Source organism: Flavobacterium sp. (assembly GCF_044360715.1).
Lineage (GTDB): Bacteria > Bacteroidota > Bacteroidia > Flavobacteriales > Flavobacteriaceae > Flavobacterium.
Window position 1 is genome coordinate 48,075 of the sequence record NZ_JBIKJY010000013.1, and the last position, 18,638, is coordinate 66,712.

Consider the following 18,638-nt stretch of genomic DNA (forward strand, 5'->3'; position numbering starts at 1 on the left):
TATGTAAATCACTGTTGTTGTTTTAACCTGCATAATAAAACTCAAAACAAACACAACATACAAATTAAACACGCATGTCTGAATTAATCAAAGACCAAGAGTCGTTTTTAGCAGATTTCAACTGGCATAATTATGCTGAAGGAATTGACCCTATTGACGCAAGTAACCTTCAAGAATTTGAAGATTTAGTATCCAAAACATTCATCTCAACTTCTGATGAAGAAGTAGTAGAAGGAGTAGTTGTAAGAATCACTGACAGAGATGTTATTGTTGATATCAACGCTAAATCTGAAGGAGTTATCTCTTTAAACGAATTCCGTTACAATCCATCTTTAAAAGTAGGTGACAAAGTAGAAGTATTAATTGATATCCGTGAGGATAAAACAGGTCAATTAGTATTATCTCACAAAAAAGCAAGAACAATCAAAGCATGGGATAGAGTTATTTATGCTAACGAAACTGGAGAAATTGTTAACGGTTTTGTTAAATGTAGAACTAAAGGTGGAATGATTGTTGATGTATTTGGTATTGAAGCTTTCTTACCAGGTTCTCAAATTGATGTGAAACCAATCCGTGATTACGATCAATACGTAAACAAAACTATGGAATTTAAAGTTGTGAAAATTAATCACGAATTTAAAAACGTAGTAGTTTCTCATAAAGCGCTTATCGAAGCAGATATCGAAGTTCAGAAAAAAGAAATCATCGGTCAATTAGAAAAAGGACAAGTATTAGAAGGTGTGGTTAAAAACATTACTTCTTATGGTGTGTTTATTGACTTAGGTGGTGTAGACGGATTAATCCATATTACAGACTTATCTTGGTCTCGTATCAATCATCCAAGCGAAGTATTAGAATTAGATCAAAAATTAAATGTTGTAATTTTAGATTTTGATGACGAGAAAACAAGAATTCAATTAGGTTTAAAACAATTAAACGCTCATCCATGGGATGCTTTATCAGCTGAATTAAATGTTGGTGATAAAGTAAAAGGTAAAGTAGTTGTTTTAGCTGATTACGGTGCTTTCATTGAAGTAGCTGAAGGAGTTGAAGGATTAATTCACGTTTCTGAAATGTCTTGGTCTACACATTTACGTTCTGCTCAAGATTTCGTTAAAGTTGGTGATACTGTAGATGCAGTTATCTTAACTTTAGATAGAGATGATAGAAAAATGTCATTAGGTATTAAACAAATGACACAAGATCCATGGACTGGAATTACTGAGAAATATCCAGTAGGTTCTAAACATACAGGAATTGTAAGAAACTTTACTAACTTCGGAATTTTCGTAGAATTAGAAGAAGGAATTGATGGTTTAGTATATATTTCTGATTTATCTTGGACTAAAAAAATCAAACATCCATCAGAATTTGTTAACGTTGGTGACAAATTAGATGTTGTAGTTTTAGAATTAGATGTTGAAGCTCGTAAATTATCTTTAGGTCACAAACAAACTTTAGATAATCCTTGGGACAAACATGAAGCTACTTACGCAGTAGGTACAGTTCACACTGGTACTGTTTCTGAAATTGTTGACAAAGGTGCTACTGTAGAATTTTCTGAAGACGTTCAAGGATTTGTTCCAACACGTCATTTAGAAAAAGAAGATGGTAAAAAATTGAAAAAAGGTGATTCAATTGAATTTAAAGTTATCGAATTTAACAAAGAATTCAAAAGAATTGTTGCTTCACATACTGCTACTTTCAGAGAAGAAGAAGAGAAAAACTTCAAAGCTGCTTCAAACGAATCAAGCAATAACAATGTAGCTTCATCTTCAAACAATGCTGAAAAATCTACTTTAGGTGATATTGATGCATTAATGGAATTAAAAGCAAAAATGGAAAAATCAGAGAAAAAATAATTTTCTAATTTTTTAAATACTTAATCCCAATCAGAAATGATTGGGATTTTTTTTTTTAATTTAGCCAATTCATAGCTTATAAATATGTTTAAAGATACCGAGTTTAAAATAGCGCTTCAAGAATTACCTGAAAAGGAGAAAGACAAACTTATTTTAAGATTGTTGCGAAGAGACATGGATTTAGCAGAAAAATTATTTTTTGAATTAGTAGACACCGATTCTATTGAAGACAAACGAAAAATAATGGAAATAAATATTTCTAAACAAATTCATCGTTTTTCTGAGAATTTTCATTCATTAGATTATATCGCAATTGAAATGCGTAACATCAGCGGAAAAATTTCGCATCACGTGAAAATTACAAAAGATAAGTTTGGAGAAATTAGCTTGAATTTACAAATGCTAAATGAAGTTATAGAGCAAAATGATTTTTCTTTGACGCATTCAAAGCCACAAAAATCAACTAAATTTTATAATTATGTAATTGTTCGAACTTTTAAAATTCTACTTTTAATTCAGGCACTTCACGAAGATTTTCTATTAGACTTCAAAGAAGATTTGAATAGGCTAGGAGTCAATATTTCTAAGCACAAGATGCTTTTAAAAACGGCAAACTATAACAGTTTAGATATCAACTGGATTTTAGAGGCTGAAATACCAGAAAATATTCTTCAAATTCATAAAGAAATTAAAGCGGCAGGTTTTTTAAAGTAAATAATTACGCAAAGATTCGCAGAGAAATTACAGAGCTACACAAAAAAAATCCTTTTAAGTTTTAAATTAAAAGGATTTATATATTCTATTATAATTATTTTATCTTAAAACCGCTTCAAATTTTGTTTCGAAATTGCTTTGTAATTTATTCATAATTTTATCAATCTGAACATCTGTTAGTGTGTTTGAAGTATCTTGTAAAACAAAACTTAAGGCATACGATTTTTTTCCTTCTGGTAGGTTTTTCCCTTCGTAAACATCAAATAAGTTGATATTTTTTAATAACGATTTTTCTGTTTGTTTAGCAGCATGATATAGTTGTTCAAAAGTTACCGATTGATTTACCAATAAAGCCAAATCTCGTCTAACTTCAGGAAACTTAGGAATATCAACTAATTTTATTTTATTTGAAACGTATTTTTGAATCGCATCCCAATTTACATCTCCAAAAAACACATCTTGTTTGATGTCGAAATGTTTTAAAACTGATTTTTTAATGGTTCCAAATTCGGCAATCACTTCATTTCCAATGGCAAATCCCATTCCTTCAGCAAAAATATCGTGAGTAACAGGAACCGTTTTAACTTTCGTTTCGATATTTAATTTTGACAAAATAGCAGTGATATATCCTTTAAATAAAAAGAAATCGCTTGGCTTTTGAGCAACATTCCAATTTTCAGAAGTTGCATTTCCCGACATTGTAATGGTTAAATGCTTTTTTTCTGAATATTTTCCTTCTATATTATGGTACGTTTTTCCGAATTCAAATAATTTTAAATCTGAATTTCTTCTATTTCCATTGTAAGATACAGATTCTAATGCAGAAAATAACATCGATTGACGCATTACAGATAAGTCGCTACTTAATGGATTTAACATTGTAACGGTTTCCTCTGAAAGAATTTGTTCAGAATAAGCAATATAATTTGAAGTGGTTAACGAATTGGCCATCATTTCATTAAATCCTAATGAACACAATTGATTAGCAATTATATTTTGCACTTTAAATTCCTCTGTTCTTGATGAATTTGAAACCGATGCGTTAATTTTATTGGGAATTTTAATGTTGTTGTAACCAAAAACTCTAAGAATTTCTTCAATAACATCAACTTCTCTTTGCACATCTACTCTGTACGGAGGAATATTTAATCCTAAACCAGCATCTGAAATACTATTGATTTTGATATCTAATGAAGCTAAAATATTTTTAATGGTTTCTTTTTTAAGTTCTTCTCCAATTAATTTATTTACTTTTTCAAAAGATAGAAAAACATTAAAATCTTCTATCTTTTTAGGATAAATGTCAATTAAATCTGAAGTGATTTCGCCACCTGCAACTTCTTGGATTAACAAAGCAGCACGTTTTAACGCATAGTCTGTTATTTGTGGATCAATTCCTCTCTCAAATCGGAATGAAGCATCTGTTGATAAAGTATGACGCTTTGCGGTTTTTCTAATAGAAACTGGATTAAAATAAGCACTTTCTAAGAAAATATTAGTAGTAGTTTCCGTTACTCCAGAATTTGCACCACCAAATACTCCTGCCATACAAATAGGTCCAGATTCATCGCAAATCATTAAATCTTCCTCGTGTAAAGCACGTTCTATACCATCTAAAGTTGTGAATTTTGTGCCAGCCGAAACTGTTTTTACAATTATTTTATTTCCACTTATTTTATTCGCATCAAAAGCATGCAAAGGTTGCCCTAATTCGTGTAATACGTAATTTGTTACGTCAACAATGTTATTTTTTGGAGTAAGTCCAATTGCTTTTAATCGGTTTTGTAACCAACTTGGCGATGGTTTTACAGTAATTCCAGAAATAGTTACACCAGCATATCGAGGTGCTAATTTAGCATCTTCAACTTTTACATCTATTTTTAAGGTTCTTTTATCGACTTTAAATTTACTTACAGAAGGCGTGATGAATTCAGTAGTTACGTTTGATTGTAACAATCCTGCTTTTAAATCACGGGCAACTCCCATATGACTCATGGCATCCGCACGATTTGGAGTTAAACCAATTTCAAAAACTTCATCAACTTCTATGTTAAAAACTTTACTTGCAGGCGTTCCTGGTTGTAAATCGTCGGACAAAACCATAATTCCATCATGACTAGTTCCTAAACCAATTTCGTCTTCGGCACAAATCATTCCGTGGCTTTCTTGCCCTCTAATTTTTCCTTTCTTTATTTCAAAAGCATTTCCGTCTTTGTCATATAATTTTGTTCCAATTGTAGCTACAGGAACTTTTTGTCCAGCGGCAACATTGTTGGCTCCACAAACTATTTGTACAGGTTCGTTTCCATCACCTAAATCTACTGTTGTAATTTTTAATTTATCAGCATCAGGATGTTTTTCACATGTTAAAACATGCCCTACAACAATACCTTTTAGTCCACCAGTAACACTTTCAAAAGCTTCAACAACTTCAACTTCCAAACCTAAATCGGTAAGTAAAGCAGCTGTTTCATCTGATTTCCAGTCTATTTTAATAAATTGTTTTAGCCAATTATAAGAAATACGCATGTTTCGAAATTTTAATAAGATTGCAAAGATAAGTATTTGATTAGAATTTAAAAGTAATTTTTGTACTTCATACCGAATTTATTAGTAAAATATTTTTCTATAAAATTCAATTTGAAACATATTGTTTTTGTAATTTTGTATTTCGTTTTATAAAATTGAAAATGGAAAAAGGTCATCATGGCTTGCACAAACTTTCTGCAGCCGGTTTACTAGTTACGCTAGGTATTATTTATGGAGATATTGGAACTTCTCCTTTGTATGTTCTTAATGCAATTATTGGAAAAAATCCTATAGATTCAGATATCATAAAAGGAGCCATTTCATGTATTTTTTGGACATTAACACTTCAAACCACAATTAAATACGTTATTCTTACGCTTCGAGCTGATAATAATGGTGAAGGCGGAATCTTTTCTTTATATGCTTTAATTAGAAAAGCTAAAATTAAATGGTTATTGTTTCCAGCCATAATTGGTGGATGTACGTTATTAGCCGATGGTATAATTACACCACCTATTTCTGTTTCATCAGCTATAGAAGGTGTAAAAACAATGTACCCAAGTTTTGAAGAAAAATATATAATGTACATTGTAATAATAATTCTAACGTTATTATTTGCTATTCAACAGTTTGGTACTAAATTTATTGGAAAGTTTTTTGGACCTGTAATGTTTGTTTGGTTTGCTATGTTAGGTGGTTTAGGTTTAATTCAAACCATTAATAACGTTGATATTCTTTCTGCTTTAAATCCGTATTACGCCTATAAATTACTTTCAATTCATGGAGGTTATTTATATTTAGGCGCTGTATTTTTATGTACAACAGGAGCAGAGGCCTTATATTCTGATTTAGGACATTGTGGAAAAGATAATATTAGAATTAGCTGGATTTTTGTAAAAGCAACTTTAATTTTAAATTATTTAGGTCAAGGTGCTTGGTTAATTCAACATGATGGTCAAACTTTAGCACAAGCTGGAATTACAAACCCTTTTTACGGAGTGATGCCAGAGTGGTTTTTACCTTTTGGAATTGCCATTGCAACTTTAGCCGCAATTGTAGCGTCACAAGCATTAATTAGTGGTTCGTTCACTTTAATTAATGAAGCCATTCGTTTGAATTTTTGGCCAAAAGTTAAAATTAAATATCCAACAGAATTACGAGGACAATTATATATTCCTTCTTTAAATTGGTTACTTTGGGCAGGTTGTATTTTTATTGTGCTTTATTTTGAAAAAGCAGCTGCAATGGAAGCTGCATATGGTTTAGCAATTGTTTTAACGATGTTAATGACAACTACATTGCTGAATTTTTATATGATAATTAAAAGATATAATAGAACCTTTATTTGGGTAATTGTAATTACATATTTGATTATAGAATTGGCCTTTTTATATGCTTGTATGCATAAATTTGGCGAAGGTGGATACATTACTTTAATTATTGCATTTGTATTATTTACCGTAATGACATGTTGGTATTTTGCAAGAAAAATTAGAAACAGATTTGTTGAATTTGTGAAATTGGATAAATACCTACCGGTTTTAGAAGATTTAAGTAGAGATGAATCTATTGCAAAATATGCTACAAATTTAGTATATTTAACAAGTGCCGATAACCGATACGAAATTGAATCAAAAATTATATACTCTATTATTAATAATAGTCCAAAGCGTGCTGATATTTATTGGTTTGCTCACGTTCATGTTGTAGATGAACCGTATACAATGGAATACAGAGTTTGTGAATTTATTCATGACGATGTTATTCGTGTTGATTTTAGATTAGGATTTAGAGTCGCACCAAAATTCAATAAAATGTTTGCTCAAGTTGTAAAAGACATGCAAAAAAGGGGAGAAGTAGATTTAACAAGTAGATATACTTCTTTACATAAACATAAAATTATTAGCGATTTTAGATTTGTATTAATAGAAAAATTCATGTCCTATGACAATGCTTTACCGTTTTATGAAAAACTAATTTTAGATGGTTATAATTTGTTAAAAAAGATGGGCTTATCTGAAGAAAAAGCATTTGGATTAGATCCTGGATCTGTTACTATTGAAAAGTTTCCATTAAAAATTTCAGAAACGAAAGCATTGAAATTAACAAGAATAGATTAGTAAAAAAAAGCCAGAATTTAGTTCTGGCGTTTTTTTTATTTTTAAATCACTTTCTTAATCACTCGTAGTTTATGAGTGTGCCTTCCAGTATCTACATTGTAAATCCCTAAATGGTCAATTCTATCAATTCTAACTTTTCCTGAAGCGTGAATGATGTAATTGTTTTCCATCATAATTCCAACATGAATTATATTTCCTTCATCGTTATCAAAAAAAGCTAAATCTCCAGGTTCACTTTCTTCAATAAAACTTAATGCTTCTCCTTGAATTGCTTGTTGTGAAGCATCTCTTGATAATTTATATCCATTTAATTTATACACCATTTGGGTAAAACCTGAACAATCAATTCCAAAAGGCGTTTTTCCACCCCATAAATAAGGTGCGTTTAAATATAAGTATGCCGTTTTTAAAATATTATCTTTAGATTTTATGCCACATTCTTTTTGACCTTCAAATTGAAAATTCGATGTATTAATTTCATTTACATCTAAAAAATGTAGAGAACTACCGAGTGGAATAGGCATTAGTTGATTCGAATCATAAGAAATAAAATCAATTAATTCCCCATTTAATACAGTTTCCGATTTTTCTAAAATAAGGTATTGGTTTTCGGTAATTTTTTGAAATTGTTTTGTATCAATCCAACCTTCATAAGTGTCGAATGTAGTTTGTATTTTCGTCCACTTAGATGTAGATTCCGTAATCTTGAATGTATCGCCAAATAGCAATTGTGAAACCATTTCGCTTTTATCACTGGCTTCACTACGTATGGGTACAATTCCTAAATTACAAATTCCAAACATGCCGTTATAATTTATTCTCTTTCAATAACAATTGCAGAAGCACCACCACCACCATTACAGATAGCTGCAGCACCAATTTTAGCATTGTTTTGCTCAAGTACATTAATTAAAGTTACAATAATTCTAGCACCAGAACATCCTAATGGATGACCTAATGAAACAGCACCTCCATTAACATTTATTTTATCATTATCTAATCCTAAAATTTTAGCATTTGCCAAACCTACAACTGAAAATGCTTCATTAAACTCAAAAAAATCAACATCTGAAATAGAAATCCCAGCTTTGTCTAATGCTTTTGGTAAAGCTTTTGCAGGAGCTGTTGTAAACCATTTAGGTTCTTGTGCAGCATCTGCGTATGATTTAATGTATGCTAAAGGTTTCAAACCTAATTCATTTGCTTTTTCCTCACTCATTAATACCAATGCAGCAGCACCGTCATTAATAGTTGAAGCATTTGCCGCAGTAACTGTTCCTTCTTTTGTAAAAACAGCTGCCAAAGTAGGTATACGATCTAATTTTACATTAGTGTATTCTTCGTCTTTAGAAACTATAATTGGATCTCCTTTTCTTTGTGGTACTTCCACAGGAACAATTTCGGCATCAAATTTACCAGCATCCCAAGCAGTAGCTGAACGTGTATACGATTGAATGGCAAAATTATCTTGCTCTTCACGAGAAATACTATGTTCTGTAGCACATAAATCTGCAGAAACACCCATAGCATTTCCATCGTAAGCATCAATAAGCCCATCTTTTTGCATCCCATCCACAAAAGTTGTAGGACCAAATTTTACACCATTTCTTAAATGTGCATAATGTGGAATTAAACTCATATTTTCCATACCACCAGCAACAATAATTTCAGCATCTCCAGCCATAATTGCTTGAGCGCCTTGCATTACTGCTTTCATTCCAGAAGCACAAACTTTATTTATAGTGGTACATATTACTTCGTTAGATAAACCTGCAAACAATGCTGCCTGACGTGCTGGTGCTTGACCATTACCAGCCTGAACCACATTACCCATTATTACTTCATCTACTAAAGAAGGGTTTAAATTTATTTTATTTAAAGCACCTTTAATCGCTGCTGCTCCTAATTTAGTTGCAGGTACACTTGATAATGCGCCCATGAAACTTCCAATTGGCGTTCTCACAGCGGATACAATTACTACTTTTTTATTCATTTTGTTTCAATTTTGTTTTGCGAAAGTAACAAAATTTTACCAAATTTTAAACAATTTATTGCTTTTTTAATGAGATATACCAGACATTCAAAAGAAAAAATGAATAGAAGTAGAATATGATTTTTTCTGTATGATGTTGATATTTAGCAGGTTTGTTTTAAATTTAAAAATTATACTATTTTTTAATTGGAAATAAAAGAATGTTATCCTATATTTGCAACCGCAAAAAAGGATAATTCTTTGCGGAATTAATAGGAGAGGTGCCGGAGTGGTAACGGAGCAGATTGCTAATCTGTCGACGGGTGACTGTCGCCAGGGTTCGAGTCCCTGTCTCTCCGCTTTTTTTTCGGGGTGTAGCGTAGCCCGGTTATCGCGCCTGCTTTGGGAGCAGGAGGCCGCAGGTTCGAATCCTGCCACCCCGACAACATTTGGTTGTCAAATGCATAAAAAATTTAGGTTGCGTAGCTCAGCTGGATAGAGCAACTCACTTCTAATGAGTAGGTCCCAGGTTCGAATCCTGGCGCGATCACAAAAAAACCTCGATAGTTATATCGAGGTTTTTTGTTTTAAAAACTAACTTGTCTTAAAATGGTTTTCCCAAATGGGATAAGTCTAATATCTTCTATTTGATTGGTTATTTTATTTTTGGCATTGAAAATAATTTGACCATTATTGAAAGTAGCTTGATTATCCTCAATAAATTCAAAACGATTGGTATCTATTGGCTTATAGGTTAAATCATTAAAATGAGTGAAATACGATTTTCCTCTTTGCTCAATAGCATCGATGGGTTTCGCATAAAACAATGCACCGTAGCTAAAGTATTTCTCTTGATTTGCATCTTCTTTAATTTGAATTTCGGTTTTAAATTCAATTTGAATTTTATCCTCATTCCCAAATTTTCTATCAATAACTATGAAATCATTTTCCAAAACATAACTTTCATTAGTTATAACTTTAGTAACCCAAGATGGTTTTCTAATTTTTATGATAGGTTGTACATAATTAGGATTTGAAATTTTGAAGGTAAATGTATTTTCATAAGGATATTCTGTAATAGTTTCAATTTTAATTAATTGATTTTGAATTTTTGTTTCTACAGAATTAGGCATTAAAATCACATTTACAAGCGTATTTTCGTTTTCTTTTAGCCATGATTTTTCAATGAAATAAGGAGTAATTCTTCCTGCATTCGGATTGCAACAAACCGCAACATCTTGATGCGCCGGCGAATATTTGTATCTTGTTTGATTGCGGTTGGGCTCCACTTCACCATTTTTTGTACCCATCATTTCATACGAATTATCGGTCTTTAAATAAGCTATACAAGAATGATTCGGGTTTCTGGAACCTTGAGCTGCATTGTAGAAAATAGTTTCTATTGCTTCTGCCGTTTTAGGATTTCCTTGCTTTTGCAGCAAAACGGTATAACTGTCCAATAATTCGTGTAACGAACAGTATTCATAACCTACATGTGTTGCATCTGCAGTTCTTTCGGCAATCCATTCATCTCCAATTGCTCCACCTGTTAGCGTTGTAGCTTGTTCAATTCTTTGAATATAAATTTCTAGTGCTTTTTGTAATTCAGAATTATTAGCAGCATAAGTGGCAACTAATAAAGGACGTAAATGCTCATAGGTATGCACACCGTGCGATTGTAGTTTGTAATTTGGATTTAAAATATTATTTAATTGAACATCTTTTTCGGATTGATAGGTTTTGCTAAAGTCCAAAAATAAAAATAGGGCATAGTCTACGTATTTTTTATTGCCTGTGATTTGATACATTTTATCTAAAACATCGGTAAACGTTAATCCGTGTGAAACACCACCATTAAAAGCTTTGCCTGATTCAAACGGACTTGATTTACCTATTGGATAATTTGTCATTACATTATCTACAGCTTTAACAATAGCATTCCATACTTTTTTGTCTTTTGAATACTCATAATACGCCAGTAAACCACGATACATAGTAGCTTTTGACCATAATTCGCCATTTTCTGAATTGAAATTATAACGTAATTCTTTATCGTAAATACCAATATATCCATCTTCATCTTGCGATTTCAAAACTTTTTGAACATATTGGTCTACTTTTTTAAGCCCTGCTTTGTCATTCAATAGGATTACATTTCGAATGTACCCATCCCACCAATTGGATTGGGTTTCGCTGTTCCACCATTTGTATTGATCACTTCCTTCTGCATCACCTTCTTTATTGTTCCCTAAATCTTTAACCGTACTATTTTTATGTAATCTACCTGTACTGTAAATTGGGTCATTGATTAAGTTAGGCAACAATTTATCCAAATTGCCCACAAAACCATCAACATCTTTTTGCATTTGTGTCTTCAGCCAGCCAGTGGGTTTTATGCTTCCAAAAGGTAGTATTTGATATTTTTCAGCAACTTTATTTTGGTTTTGACCATGTAATGTCAAAGAGAATAAAGTCAAAATTAGTAGTGTTTTATGAATATTTCTCATAATTAGTATTGATTTGTCATTTGAAAATGAAGTGTTCCGCCATTTATAATATCCGAATAGTTTATAATTGGTTTACTTAATTCTATATTGTTTAGTTTTTGAGTGTTTGAATAACTATTATCTTCAGAAAAATTAGATGTACTAATCGTAAATTTTTTATTATTTTTTAAATGGATTGTTGCGTTTTTGACTTGAGGCACACCCAAAACAAATTCGCCATTTGCTGGATTTACAGGATAAAATCCTAATGAAGATAAAATATACCAAGCACTCATTTGACCGCAATCGTCATTTCCTATCATTCCATCTGGTGTATTGTTGTGAAATTCGTTGATGATTTTATGAATGTATTTTTGTCCCACTTTTGGTGTGTCTGAAAAAGCATACAAGTAAACTATATGATGACTCGGTTCGTTACCATGCGCATATTGTCCAATCATGGCTTCTTGTCCTAAAAATTTATTTGGATTGACGCTTTCAATGGTAAAAAAATCATTCAGTTTTTTGGTGAAAGCTGAGGTTCCTCCCAATAGATTTTTCATACCCTCTACATCATATTGTGCTGGAGTCCAAAAGTATTGCCAAGCATTTGCTTCAGTATAATCGCCTGGATTGTTCATGGGTGAGGTAGCTGTCAAAGGGTCAAATGGCGTTCTCCAATTGCCATTGGTATCTTTTCCTCGAAAGAGTTGGGTTGATGTATCAAATAGATTTTTGTAGAAATTAGCTCTTTTGGTGAAACTTGAATAGGTTTCTTTATCGTTCAATTTTTCAGCCATTTTCGCCACACAACAATCGTCATATCCGCTTTCTAACGTTCTTGAAACCGCTTCATTATCTAATTTATCAAAGGGATAATAGCCATATTGATTATACAATTCCCAATCGGAATTAATGTGACTTTTGGTTGAAGTCTCAATCATGGCTTTGAGTGCTTCGTTTTTATCAAAACCCTTAAAGCCATTGGTATAAGCCGATAAAATCATCGGTATTGCGTGATTGCCAATCATACAATAATTATCTTGTCCCCAAGCCGTCCAAATAGGTAAAAATCCAACCGCTTTATGATGCAATAATAAGGTGTTTATGATACCATCAATTTTTTCAGGCACAATAATTTGCAACAACGGAAAAGCGCCTCTGTAAATATCCCAAATGGATAAAGTGGAATAGTATTCCTTATTTGGAGCATTATTGATTGCATCATTAGCGCCGCGATATTTTCCATCTACATCGGCAATATTTGAGGGTTGTAATAATAAATGGTATAGCGAAGTATAGAAGATTTCTTTTTGTTTTTGAGGTGCTTCGATGTCAATTCGGTTGAGATAATCATTCCAAACTTTCTCTGCATTTAGTTTTACCTTTTCAAAGTTCCAATGCGGTATCTCAGATTTCAAGTTCAATTGTGCACCTTCAATACTAACAGTAGATAATGCAATCTTTGTTTGTAAAATTTTATTATCAGCTAAATCAAAATCAATTTTAAATATCGGTGCATTTTGCTTTTTACCTTTCGGAAGCTCTTGTATTTCTGAAAAAGGAGTTTCAAAATGTATCGTAAAAAAATATTTTTTGGTTACCCATCCTTTGGTTTTACAATACCCTGAAATCGTTGTGTTGTTTTCAATTTTAATATCTTTCTCTAACACCAAACTATCGTTTAAAAATTGGATGCCGTGTTGAAAATCCAACAACAATTGCGCTTGTTTCTCAGGGTAAGTATATTTATGAAAAGCTACTCGTTCAGAACATGTAAGTTCAACCTTAATGGCGTCTTTTTTAGTTAAGGTGTAATAACCCACACTTGCTTTTTCCGAAGTTTTGAAATAACTATTTTTTAATGTTGCTATTTTTTCATCAAATGGTAATAAAAGGATATTTCCCATTTCACCAATTCCAGTGCCGCTGAAACGCGTTTGAGAGAATCCCAACAATAAAGTGTCTTTATATTGATAACCGCTGGTATGGTTCCAACCTTCAATAGAATTATCAGGTCCTGGTTGCACCATTCCAAAAGGCATAGAAGGTCCCGGAAATGTATGACCTGTGCCATCGGTTCCAATAAATGTATTTACAAATTTTGTATTGTTTTGAGCATTTACATTTAATATGTAAAGCAGAAACAAAGAACTAAATACTACTTTTTTTATTTCCATAATGCATCCATTTCTTCAAGGGTTTTATTTTTTGTTTCGGGAATTTTTTTCCAAACAAAAACAAGTGAAAATAAGCAGATTACAGAAAATAAATAAAACGGAAATGCACCATTAAAGTTATCTTTTAACCACTGATTTTCAACTAAACTAGGAAAAACTTGTGTTACTACAAAATTAGCTACCCATTGAATAAAAACACTAATTGCTAAAGCCAAACTTCTAATTTTAGTCGGAAAAATTTCAGATAATAATACCCATACGATTGGACCCCAAGAAATACTAAAAGCGCCCATAAATAGCAATAAGAATGGTAATACCCAATTACCAACAGCATCAAAATATATGAAAAGCCCAACAGCAGCTAAGGCAATAGTCATACCGATAGAACCGATGTAAAGTAGTGGTTTTCGACCCATTTTATCTACTAATTTAATGGCAAACAAAGTAAAAATTAAATTCACTACACCTAGAATACTGGTTTCTAATAGCGAAACATCGGTAGAACTTCCTAAGCTTTTAAAGATTTCTGGCGCAAAGTATAAAATGGCATTAATTCCGGTTAATTGTTGTAAAATAGAAAGTCCCACTCCTACAAAAAGTGCTTTTTTAAACATTGGAGTACCTAAATGTTTCCACTGATTTTTATCTTCCTGATGTAATGAATTTTCAATTTCAGATTGAACTTGAGCTACCTCTTCAGCCGTATTTAATTTTTGAAGAACTGCAATGGCTTTGCTGGTTTCGCCTTTTTGAAACAACCATCTAGGACTTTCTGGAATTAGAAAAATAAAAATTAGAAATAGGAGCGAAGGAATAATTTCAGAGCCAAACATCCATCGCCAACCGATATTCAAATTCCAATTGGCATCACCCTGTAATGCGATAAAGTAATTTACAAAATAAACCACCACAATACCAATTACAATTGCCAGTTGATAATTTCCTACTAAGGCGCCGCGTCGTTTAGGCGGAGCAATTTCGGCAATATACATAGGTACAACCATAGAGGCAATTCCAACACCAATTCCACCAACAATACGAAATAGTACAAACATCGTAAACGAATTAGGGAAGGCCGTTCCAATAGAGTTTAGGATAAAAAGTACTGCTGTAATCAGCATGGTTACTTTTCGTCCAAACGTATCGCTTAAAAAATCGGAGAAAAAAGCACCAATTAAACAACCCACCAATGCGCTAGAAATTGCCCAACCTGTTTCAACAGGCGATAAATGAAAAAATTCGGTTAAATTTCCGATAGCACCAGATATAACGGCTGTATCATAGCCAAATAATAAACCACCTAATGCGGCGCTTAATGCTATAAAAAGAATGTAGTTTTTGTTATTTTTAGCCATATGATTTAAAGATTTTGTTGTAAATAGTTTTTCATTTGAAGGTTTATTTCCCATTGATTAGAAAGCGGTTTCTTAGTAAATGGTTCTTGAGGCATATAGGGAAAAGGTCCAAACTCTGGAGTAATGGTACAAATTACACTTTTTTTATTCTTTTGAATAGCTATAATTTCTTTCCACCAACTTAAATACAGCTCTAAATAGGTTTTCCATTCTGGTGCAAACGGATTGTTTACTTGTGGACTTTGTTCAAAACCAATGCGTGCATGAATGTGTTTAATATTTGGGTATATTTTAGAAAGCAAATCGAATTGATCGTGTAAATTACTTTCGGAAACTACAGAAAAATGTGAAAAATCGGCTATTAAATTTATTTTTGGAAAAATATCCAAGTAACTAACTAATGTTTTTAAATGAAATGAAAATCGCCCTCGATGAATTTCATGCCAAATAGGTATTCCAGAAACTCGTGTAAGTTGATTGCAGATTTCAATGATTTTACAATTATCACTAAAATCAAAAAAATCTTTTCCTGTGTGAGAATTAATATAATTTGGTTTTAGTTGGATTAAAAATTCTAAACGTTGTGTAATTCTATCAATATATTCGTTAACTGTTTCTTTTTTATTAGGGAGCACTTGTTGCGCTATGAAAATAAAATTAGGGTTTATAGTATTTCTGATGCGTTCTAATTCAGCATTAAATTCCGCAACAAAATATTCGTCATCAGGAAAATTAATTTCTACACCATCGTAGTCATTTTCCAACACATTTGATAGAAATTGTTTTGCTGAAAGATGTTCACAACCCCAATAGGTACATATGTATTTGATTTCCATATTATTCAGCATATAATACAGGATTAATTGGCGAATTAATTATTTCACCCACTTTAGCGCCCGGACACCAAGTATTCCAATCGTGAATTTGATTTTGATTTTCAGGATTTTTTAATTTCATATCTTTATCCATATAAATTATGGTCATTACTTTTCGCATTTCGTTGGTAACATTTGCACCTGCACGATGAAAAACCCAACCCGAGTGAAAGCTAATTTCACCCACGGCAAATGGTTCAATCACATGCTGAAAATCGGTTACACGTAATTTCTTCTGAATCAATTCTTCACTTTCATCACCAATTTCTAACTCGCGTCCTTCTACTATTGTATGACTCCCTGCGCTAAATTCTAACGGACCCATTTCAAGTGGTGTAGCTTGTAACGGAATCCAAGCCGTTACCGTTTTATCAGTTTCCAATGGCCAATAATACTGATCGGCGTGCCAAGGCGTAATGCCGCCTCCAGCTTCCTTAAATAAGGCTTGGTCGTGGTATAATCGAACACCATTTACTTGCATCAAATCTGATGCTATTTTTGCAATACGTTTACTGAAAATCAGTTCCTTAACAACTTCATTTTCTAACCACAAATTGAATAATTGCAGAAACGCTTTTCCATAAGTTGTTCTTTCTTCAAGTGCCGTTTGCTCTTGATTCATAATATTTACTTGCTTGGTAATCGCTTCATTGAAGAAATCAACTGTTTCTTGATTTAGCACTTCTTTCAATTTGATGTATCGATTTTTTTGGTAAAAATCAATTTGTTCTGAAGTCAATGAATACGGTTCGTTAAGAAATTCTGATATTGATTGCATTGTGTATTGATTTAAAAGTAAATTATTTTATTAAAAGTTAATATTCAAAATTATTTAAACTTGTTTGTTTGATTTAACATAAAATTGTTAATTTGTAACACTATATTGAATTTTATTTATTCATTTTTAGGTTATAATGTCAATTAATTGTTATGAAAGCTATTTTAGAAGATATCAAATCAAATAAAGGAACATCTAGTTTTCATGCTTTTCGGTACCAAGTTCCTTATTTTCAATTTAAATGGCATTATCACCCAGAATATGAATTGACCTATATTGTAAAAGGAAAAGGGTATCGGATTGTAGGTGATTCATATGAGTATTTTACAGATGGTGATTTAGTTTTACTGGGTAGTAATTTACCACATACATGGTCAGGAAAATCCAATGATGATATAGACTCAGATGCCGTTGTAATTCAATTTTCAAATGAATTTATTGCTCCATTTTTAGAATTAAATGAAAGTATATCAATAAAAAATATGCTTGAAAACGCAATACGAGGAATTAGTTTTGAGGCTGATGTGTCGATAGTTTCAAAAATAATTGATTTATCCACCACAAATGGTATGGATCGAATTATTAATTTGATTTCTATTTTAGATAATTTATCAAAAAAACAAACAAAAAGCATCGCATCAAATACTTTTCATAACGTAGTTTCAAAGAAAAACGAAATGCGAATTAATAAAGTGTGTCTTTATATTCAAAACAATTTTTATAATAAAATTTCTTTAAAAGAAGTGGCAGAACTTGTTTATTTAACCGAAAGTAATTTTTGCAAGTTTTTTAAAAAAGCGACAGGTAAAACGTATTCCGATTATTTGAATGAATTACGAATCAATGAAGCTTGCCGATTATTGGTTCAATCAGATAAATCAATTAACCAAATATCTTTTGATTGTGGTTTTGAAACATTGAGTTATTTCAACAGGGTTTTTTTAAATAAAAAAGGAGTGACACCATCATTGTTTAGAAAACATAACTAAAGTTAATGAAAAAATCGTAACTATTTTTAAATAAAATAATTACGATTTTAAAAAGTGGAGTCGGAGAGAATCGAACTCTCGTCCAAACAAGCAATCAAAAAGGGTTCTACACGCTTAGTTTCCTCTTGAATTTTCGTTTAAAAGCAAGGCAGAAAACAGCCACTTTTAACTTAGCTTTATCAGTGTCGGAAAGGATTTAAAGCATTACCATTCCTAGGTTTACTTTTACGGTTCTCCTATGTCAAACGCCATAAACCAAGGCTGTTGAGGAAAATCTAGCTTTCCGACCTGGTCGGAACTAGGCAAATCTTACTATAATTCAGATTAAGCAGCTAAAGCGTAATTATTTTCGCCGTTTATAGGTGTGTACATTTGGATTTACGAGCTAAACATACAATGCTCGACGTGCTTACTAATTAATTCCACTCGCTGTCAAAACCAGTCGACCCCAGTAGTTTTTACTTTAGCAAAGAAAGGCAAAAATACTAGGAATAGTTCAATAAAAAAAACATTGTACGCTTAAAGTAAAATGTTATATTTGTAACATATACTAATTCTTTAGTTACAATATTGCAAATTATGAAATTCGGACTCCTTAAAGAAAGAAAAACACCGCCCGATCGCAGAGTGGTTTTTTCACCTGATGAACTCCTTAGTCTACAAGCTACATATCCAGAAGTAGAGCTTTTTGTTGAAAGTTCAGACATTCGAGTGTTTACCGACGAGCAGTATCAATCGGCTGGGTTTTCAGTTGTAAACGATGTCTCGCATTGCGATG

The 18,638-nt window shown here is 32.0% G+C and carries 12 protein-coding genes, 3 tRNA genes, 1 other RNA gene and 1 pseudogene; 8 read left to right on the forward strand and 9 right to left on the reverse strand.

Annotation, left to right across the window (positions count from 1 at the left end):
• Window positions 1–74: 74 nt before the first annotated feature.
• Together rpsA and ACIQ16_RS06135 are read left to right on the forward strand one after the other, a co-directional pair.
• Window positions 75–1,862, forward strand: coding sequence for a 30S ribosomal protein S1 (rpsA, locus tag ACIQ16_RS06130; protein WP_396149663.1), 1,788 nt, complete (start codon window positions 75–77; stop codon window positions 1,860–1,862).
• 84 nt (window positions 1,863–1,946) lie between these two features.
• Window positions 1,947–2,576, forward strand: a complete 630-nt coding sequence (locus ACIQ16_RS06135; protein ID WP_396149665.1) for a hypothetical protein — start codon at window positions 1,947–1,949, stop codon at window positions 2,574–2,576.
• Window positions 2,577–2,675: 99 nt separating this feature from the next.
• On the opposite strand, the gene pheT is transcribed toward ACIQ16_RS06135, so the two are convergent.
• Window positions 2,676–5,105, reverse strand: a complete 2,430-nt coding sequence (pheT, locus tag ACIQ16_RS06140; RefSeq protein WP_396149667.1) for a phenylalanine--tRNA ligase subunit beta — start codon at window positions 5,103–5,105, stop codon at window positions 2,676–2,678.
• Between the two features lie 161 nt (window positions 5,106–5,266).
• Here pheT and ACIQ16_RS06145 point away from each other — a divergent pair, with 161 nt between their 5' ends.
• Window positions 5,267–7,225: a KUP/HAK/KT family potassium transporter gene (locus ACIQ16_RS06145; RefSeq protein WP_396149669.1), complete on the forward strand. Its 1,959-nt coding sequence runs from the start codon at window positions 5,267–5,269 to the stop codon at window positions 7,223–7,225.
• Between the two features lie 41 nt (window positions 7,226–7,266).
• Here ACIQ16_RS06145 and ACIQ16_RS06150 read toward each other — a convergent pair whose 3' ends face one another.
• A complete protein-coding gene (locus tag ACIQ16_RS06150; protein ID WP_396149671.1) occupies window positions 7,267–8,028 on the reverse strand; it encodes an NlpC/P60 family protein in 762 nt (253 codons plus the stop codon).
• 11 nt (window positions 8,029–8,039) lie between these two features.
• Window positions 8,040–9,218, reverse strand: coding sequence for an acetyl-CoA C-acyltransferase (locus ACIQ16_RS06155; protein ID WP_396149673.1), 1,179 nt, complete (start codon window positions 9,216–9,218; stop codon window positions 8,040–8,042).
• A gap of 254 nt (window positions 9,219–9,472) precedes the next feature.
• On the opposite strand from ACIQ16_RS06155, the gene ACIQ16_RS06160 reads away from it, so the two are divergent.
• The 3 genes from ACIQ16_RS06160 (at window position 9,473) to ACIQ16_RS06170 (ending at window position 9,747) form a co-directional block, all read left to right on the forward strand.
• Window positions 9,473–9,556, forward strand: a tRNA-Ser gene (locus ACIQ16_RS06160).
• 9 nt (window positions 9,557–9,565) lie between these two features.
• Window positions 9,566–9,640: transfer RNA gene (locus ACIQ16_RS06165), tRNA-Pro, on the forward strand.
• A gap of 33 nt (window positions 9,641–9,673) precedes the next feature.
• A tRNA-Arg gene (locus tag ACIQ16_RS06170) sits at window positions 9,674–9,747 on the forward strand.
• Window positions 9,748–9,784: 37 nt separating this feature from the next.
• Here ACIQ16_RS06170 and ACIQ16_RS06175 read toward each other — a convergent pair.
• Genes ACIQ16_RS06175 through ACIQ16_RS06195 form a run of 5 tightly spaced genes read right to left on the reverse strand, consistent with a single transcriptional unit; the run spans window position 9,785 to window position 16,871 of the window.
• Window positions 9,785–11,704: a beta-L-arabinofuranosidase domain-containing protein gene (locus ACIQ16_RS06175; protein ID WP_396149675.1), complete on the reverse strand. Its 1,920-nt coding sequence runs from the start codon at window positions 11,702–11,704 to the stop codon at window positions 9,785–9,787.
• Window positions 11,705–11,706: 2 nt separating this feature from the next.
• Window positions 11,707–13,863 carry a GH92 family glycosyl hydrolase gene (locus tag ACIQ16_RS06180; RefSeq protein ID WP_396149677.1) on the reverse strand — a complete coding sequence of 719 codons (2,157 nt, stop codon included), beginning with the start codon at window positions 13,861–13,863 and terminating at the stop codon, window positions 11,707–11,709.
• Complete coding sequence (locus ACIQ16_RS06185; RefSeq protein WP_396149679.1) at window positions 13,854–15,272, reverse strand: sugar porter family MFS transporter; 1,419 nt, start codon at window positions 15,270–15,272, stop codon at window positions 13,854–13,856. Before ACIQ16_RS06185 ends, ACIQ16_RS06180 begins: the two co-directional genes overlap by 10 nt.
• The gene (locus ACIQ16_RS06190) at window positions 15,224–16,054 is read right to left on the reverse strand and encodes a sugar phosphate isomerase/epimerase (protein WP_396149681.1); all 831 of its coding nucleotides are present in this window, start codon (window positions 16,052–16,054) and stop codon (window positions 15,224–15,226) included. The genes ACIQ16_RS06185 and ACIQ16_RS06190 overlap by 49 nt, the downstream gene beginning before the upstream one ends.
• A 1-nt stretch (window position 16,055) precedes the next feature.
• The gene (locus ACIQ16_RS06195) at window positions 16,056–16,871 is read right to left on the reverse strand and encodes a phytanoyl-CoA dioxygenase family protein (protein WP_396149683.1); all 816 of its coding nucleotides are present in this window, start codon (window positions 16,869–16,871) and stop codon (window positions 16,056–16,058) included.
• A 152-nt stretch (window positions 16,872–17,023) separates the two neighbouring features.
• Between ACIQ16_RS06195 and ACIQ16_RS06200 the strand changes: the two genes are divergently transcribed.
• On the forward strand, window positions 17,024–17,860 hold the full coding sequence (locus ACIQ16_RS06200) for an AraC family transcriptional regulator (RefSeq protein WP_396149685.1): 837 nt from the start codon (window positions 17,024–17,026) through the stop codon (window positions 17,858–17,860).
• A 52-nt stretch (window positions 17,861–17,912) separates the two neighbouring features.
• Here the strand turns inward: ACIQ16_RS06200 and ssrA are convergent.
• Window positions 17,913–18,310, reverse strand: a transfer-messenger RNA (tmRNA) gene (gene ssrA, locus ACIQ16_RS06205).
• A gap of 129 nt (window positions 18,311–18,439) precedes the next feature.
• Between ssrA and ACIQ16_RS06210 the strand changes: the two are divergent.
• Window positions 18,440–18,638 (forward strand): annotated as a pseudogene (locus ACIQ16_RS06210) (alanine dehydrogenase); the annotation flags it as partial.

Coding starts and splice junctions, on each gene's coding strand:
- ACIQ16_RS06200 (WP_396149685.1), top strand. CDS start 17,024: ATGAAAGCTATTTTAGAAGATATCAAATCAAATAAAGGAACATCTAGT.
- ACIQ16_RS06190 (WP_396149681.1), bottom strand. CDS start 16,054: ATGGAAATCAAATACATATGTACCTATTGGGGTTGTGAACATCTTTCA.
- ACIQ16_RS06135 (WP_396149665.1), top strand. CDS start 1,947: ATGTTTAAAGATACCGAGTTTAAAATAGCGCTTCAAGAATTACCTGAA.
- ACIQ16_RS06150 (WP_396149671.1), bottom strand. CDS start 8,028: ATGTTTGGAATTTGTAATTTAGGAATTGTACCCATACGTAGTGAAGCC.
- ACIQ16_RS06145 (WP_396149669.1), top strand. CDS start 5,267: ATGGAAAAAGGTCATCATGGCTTGCACAAACTTTCTGCAGCCGGTTTA.
- rpsA (WP_396149663.1), top strand. CDS start 75: ATGTCTGAATTAATCAAAGACCAAGAGTCGTTTTTAGCAGATTTCAAC.
- ACIQ16_RS06180 (WP_396149677.1), bottom strand. CDS start 13,863: ATGGAAATAAAAAAAGTAGTATTTAGTTCTTTGTTTCTGCTTTACATA.
- ACIQ16_RS06175 (WP_396149675.1), bottom strand. CDS start 11,704: ATGAGAAATATTCATAAAACACTACTAATTTTGACTTTATTCTCTTTG.
- ACIQ16_RS06185 (WP_396149679.1), bottom strand. CDS start 15,272: ATGGGAAATAAACCTTCAAATGAAAAACTATTTACAACAAAATCTTTA.
- ACIQ16_RS06155 (WP_396149673.1), bottom strand. CDS start 9,218: ATGAATAAAAAAGTAGTAATTGTATCCGCTGTGAGAACGCCAATTGGA.
- ACIQ16_RS06195 (WP_396149683.1), bottom strand. CDS start 16,871: ATGCAATCAATATCAGAATTTCTTAACGAACCGTATTCATTGACTTCA.
- pheT (WP_396149667.1), bottom strand. CDS start 5,105: ATGCGTATTTCTTATAATTGGCTAAAACAATTTATTAAAATAGACTGG.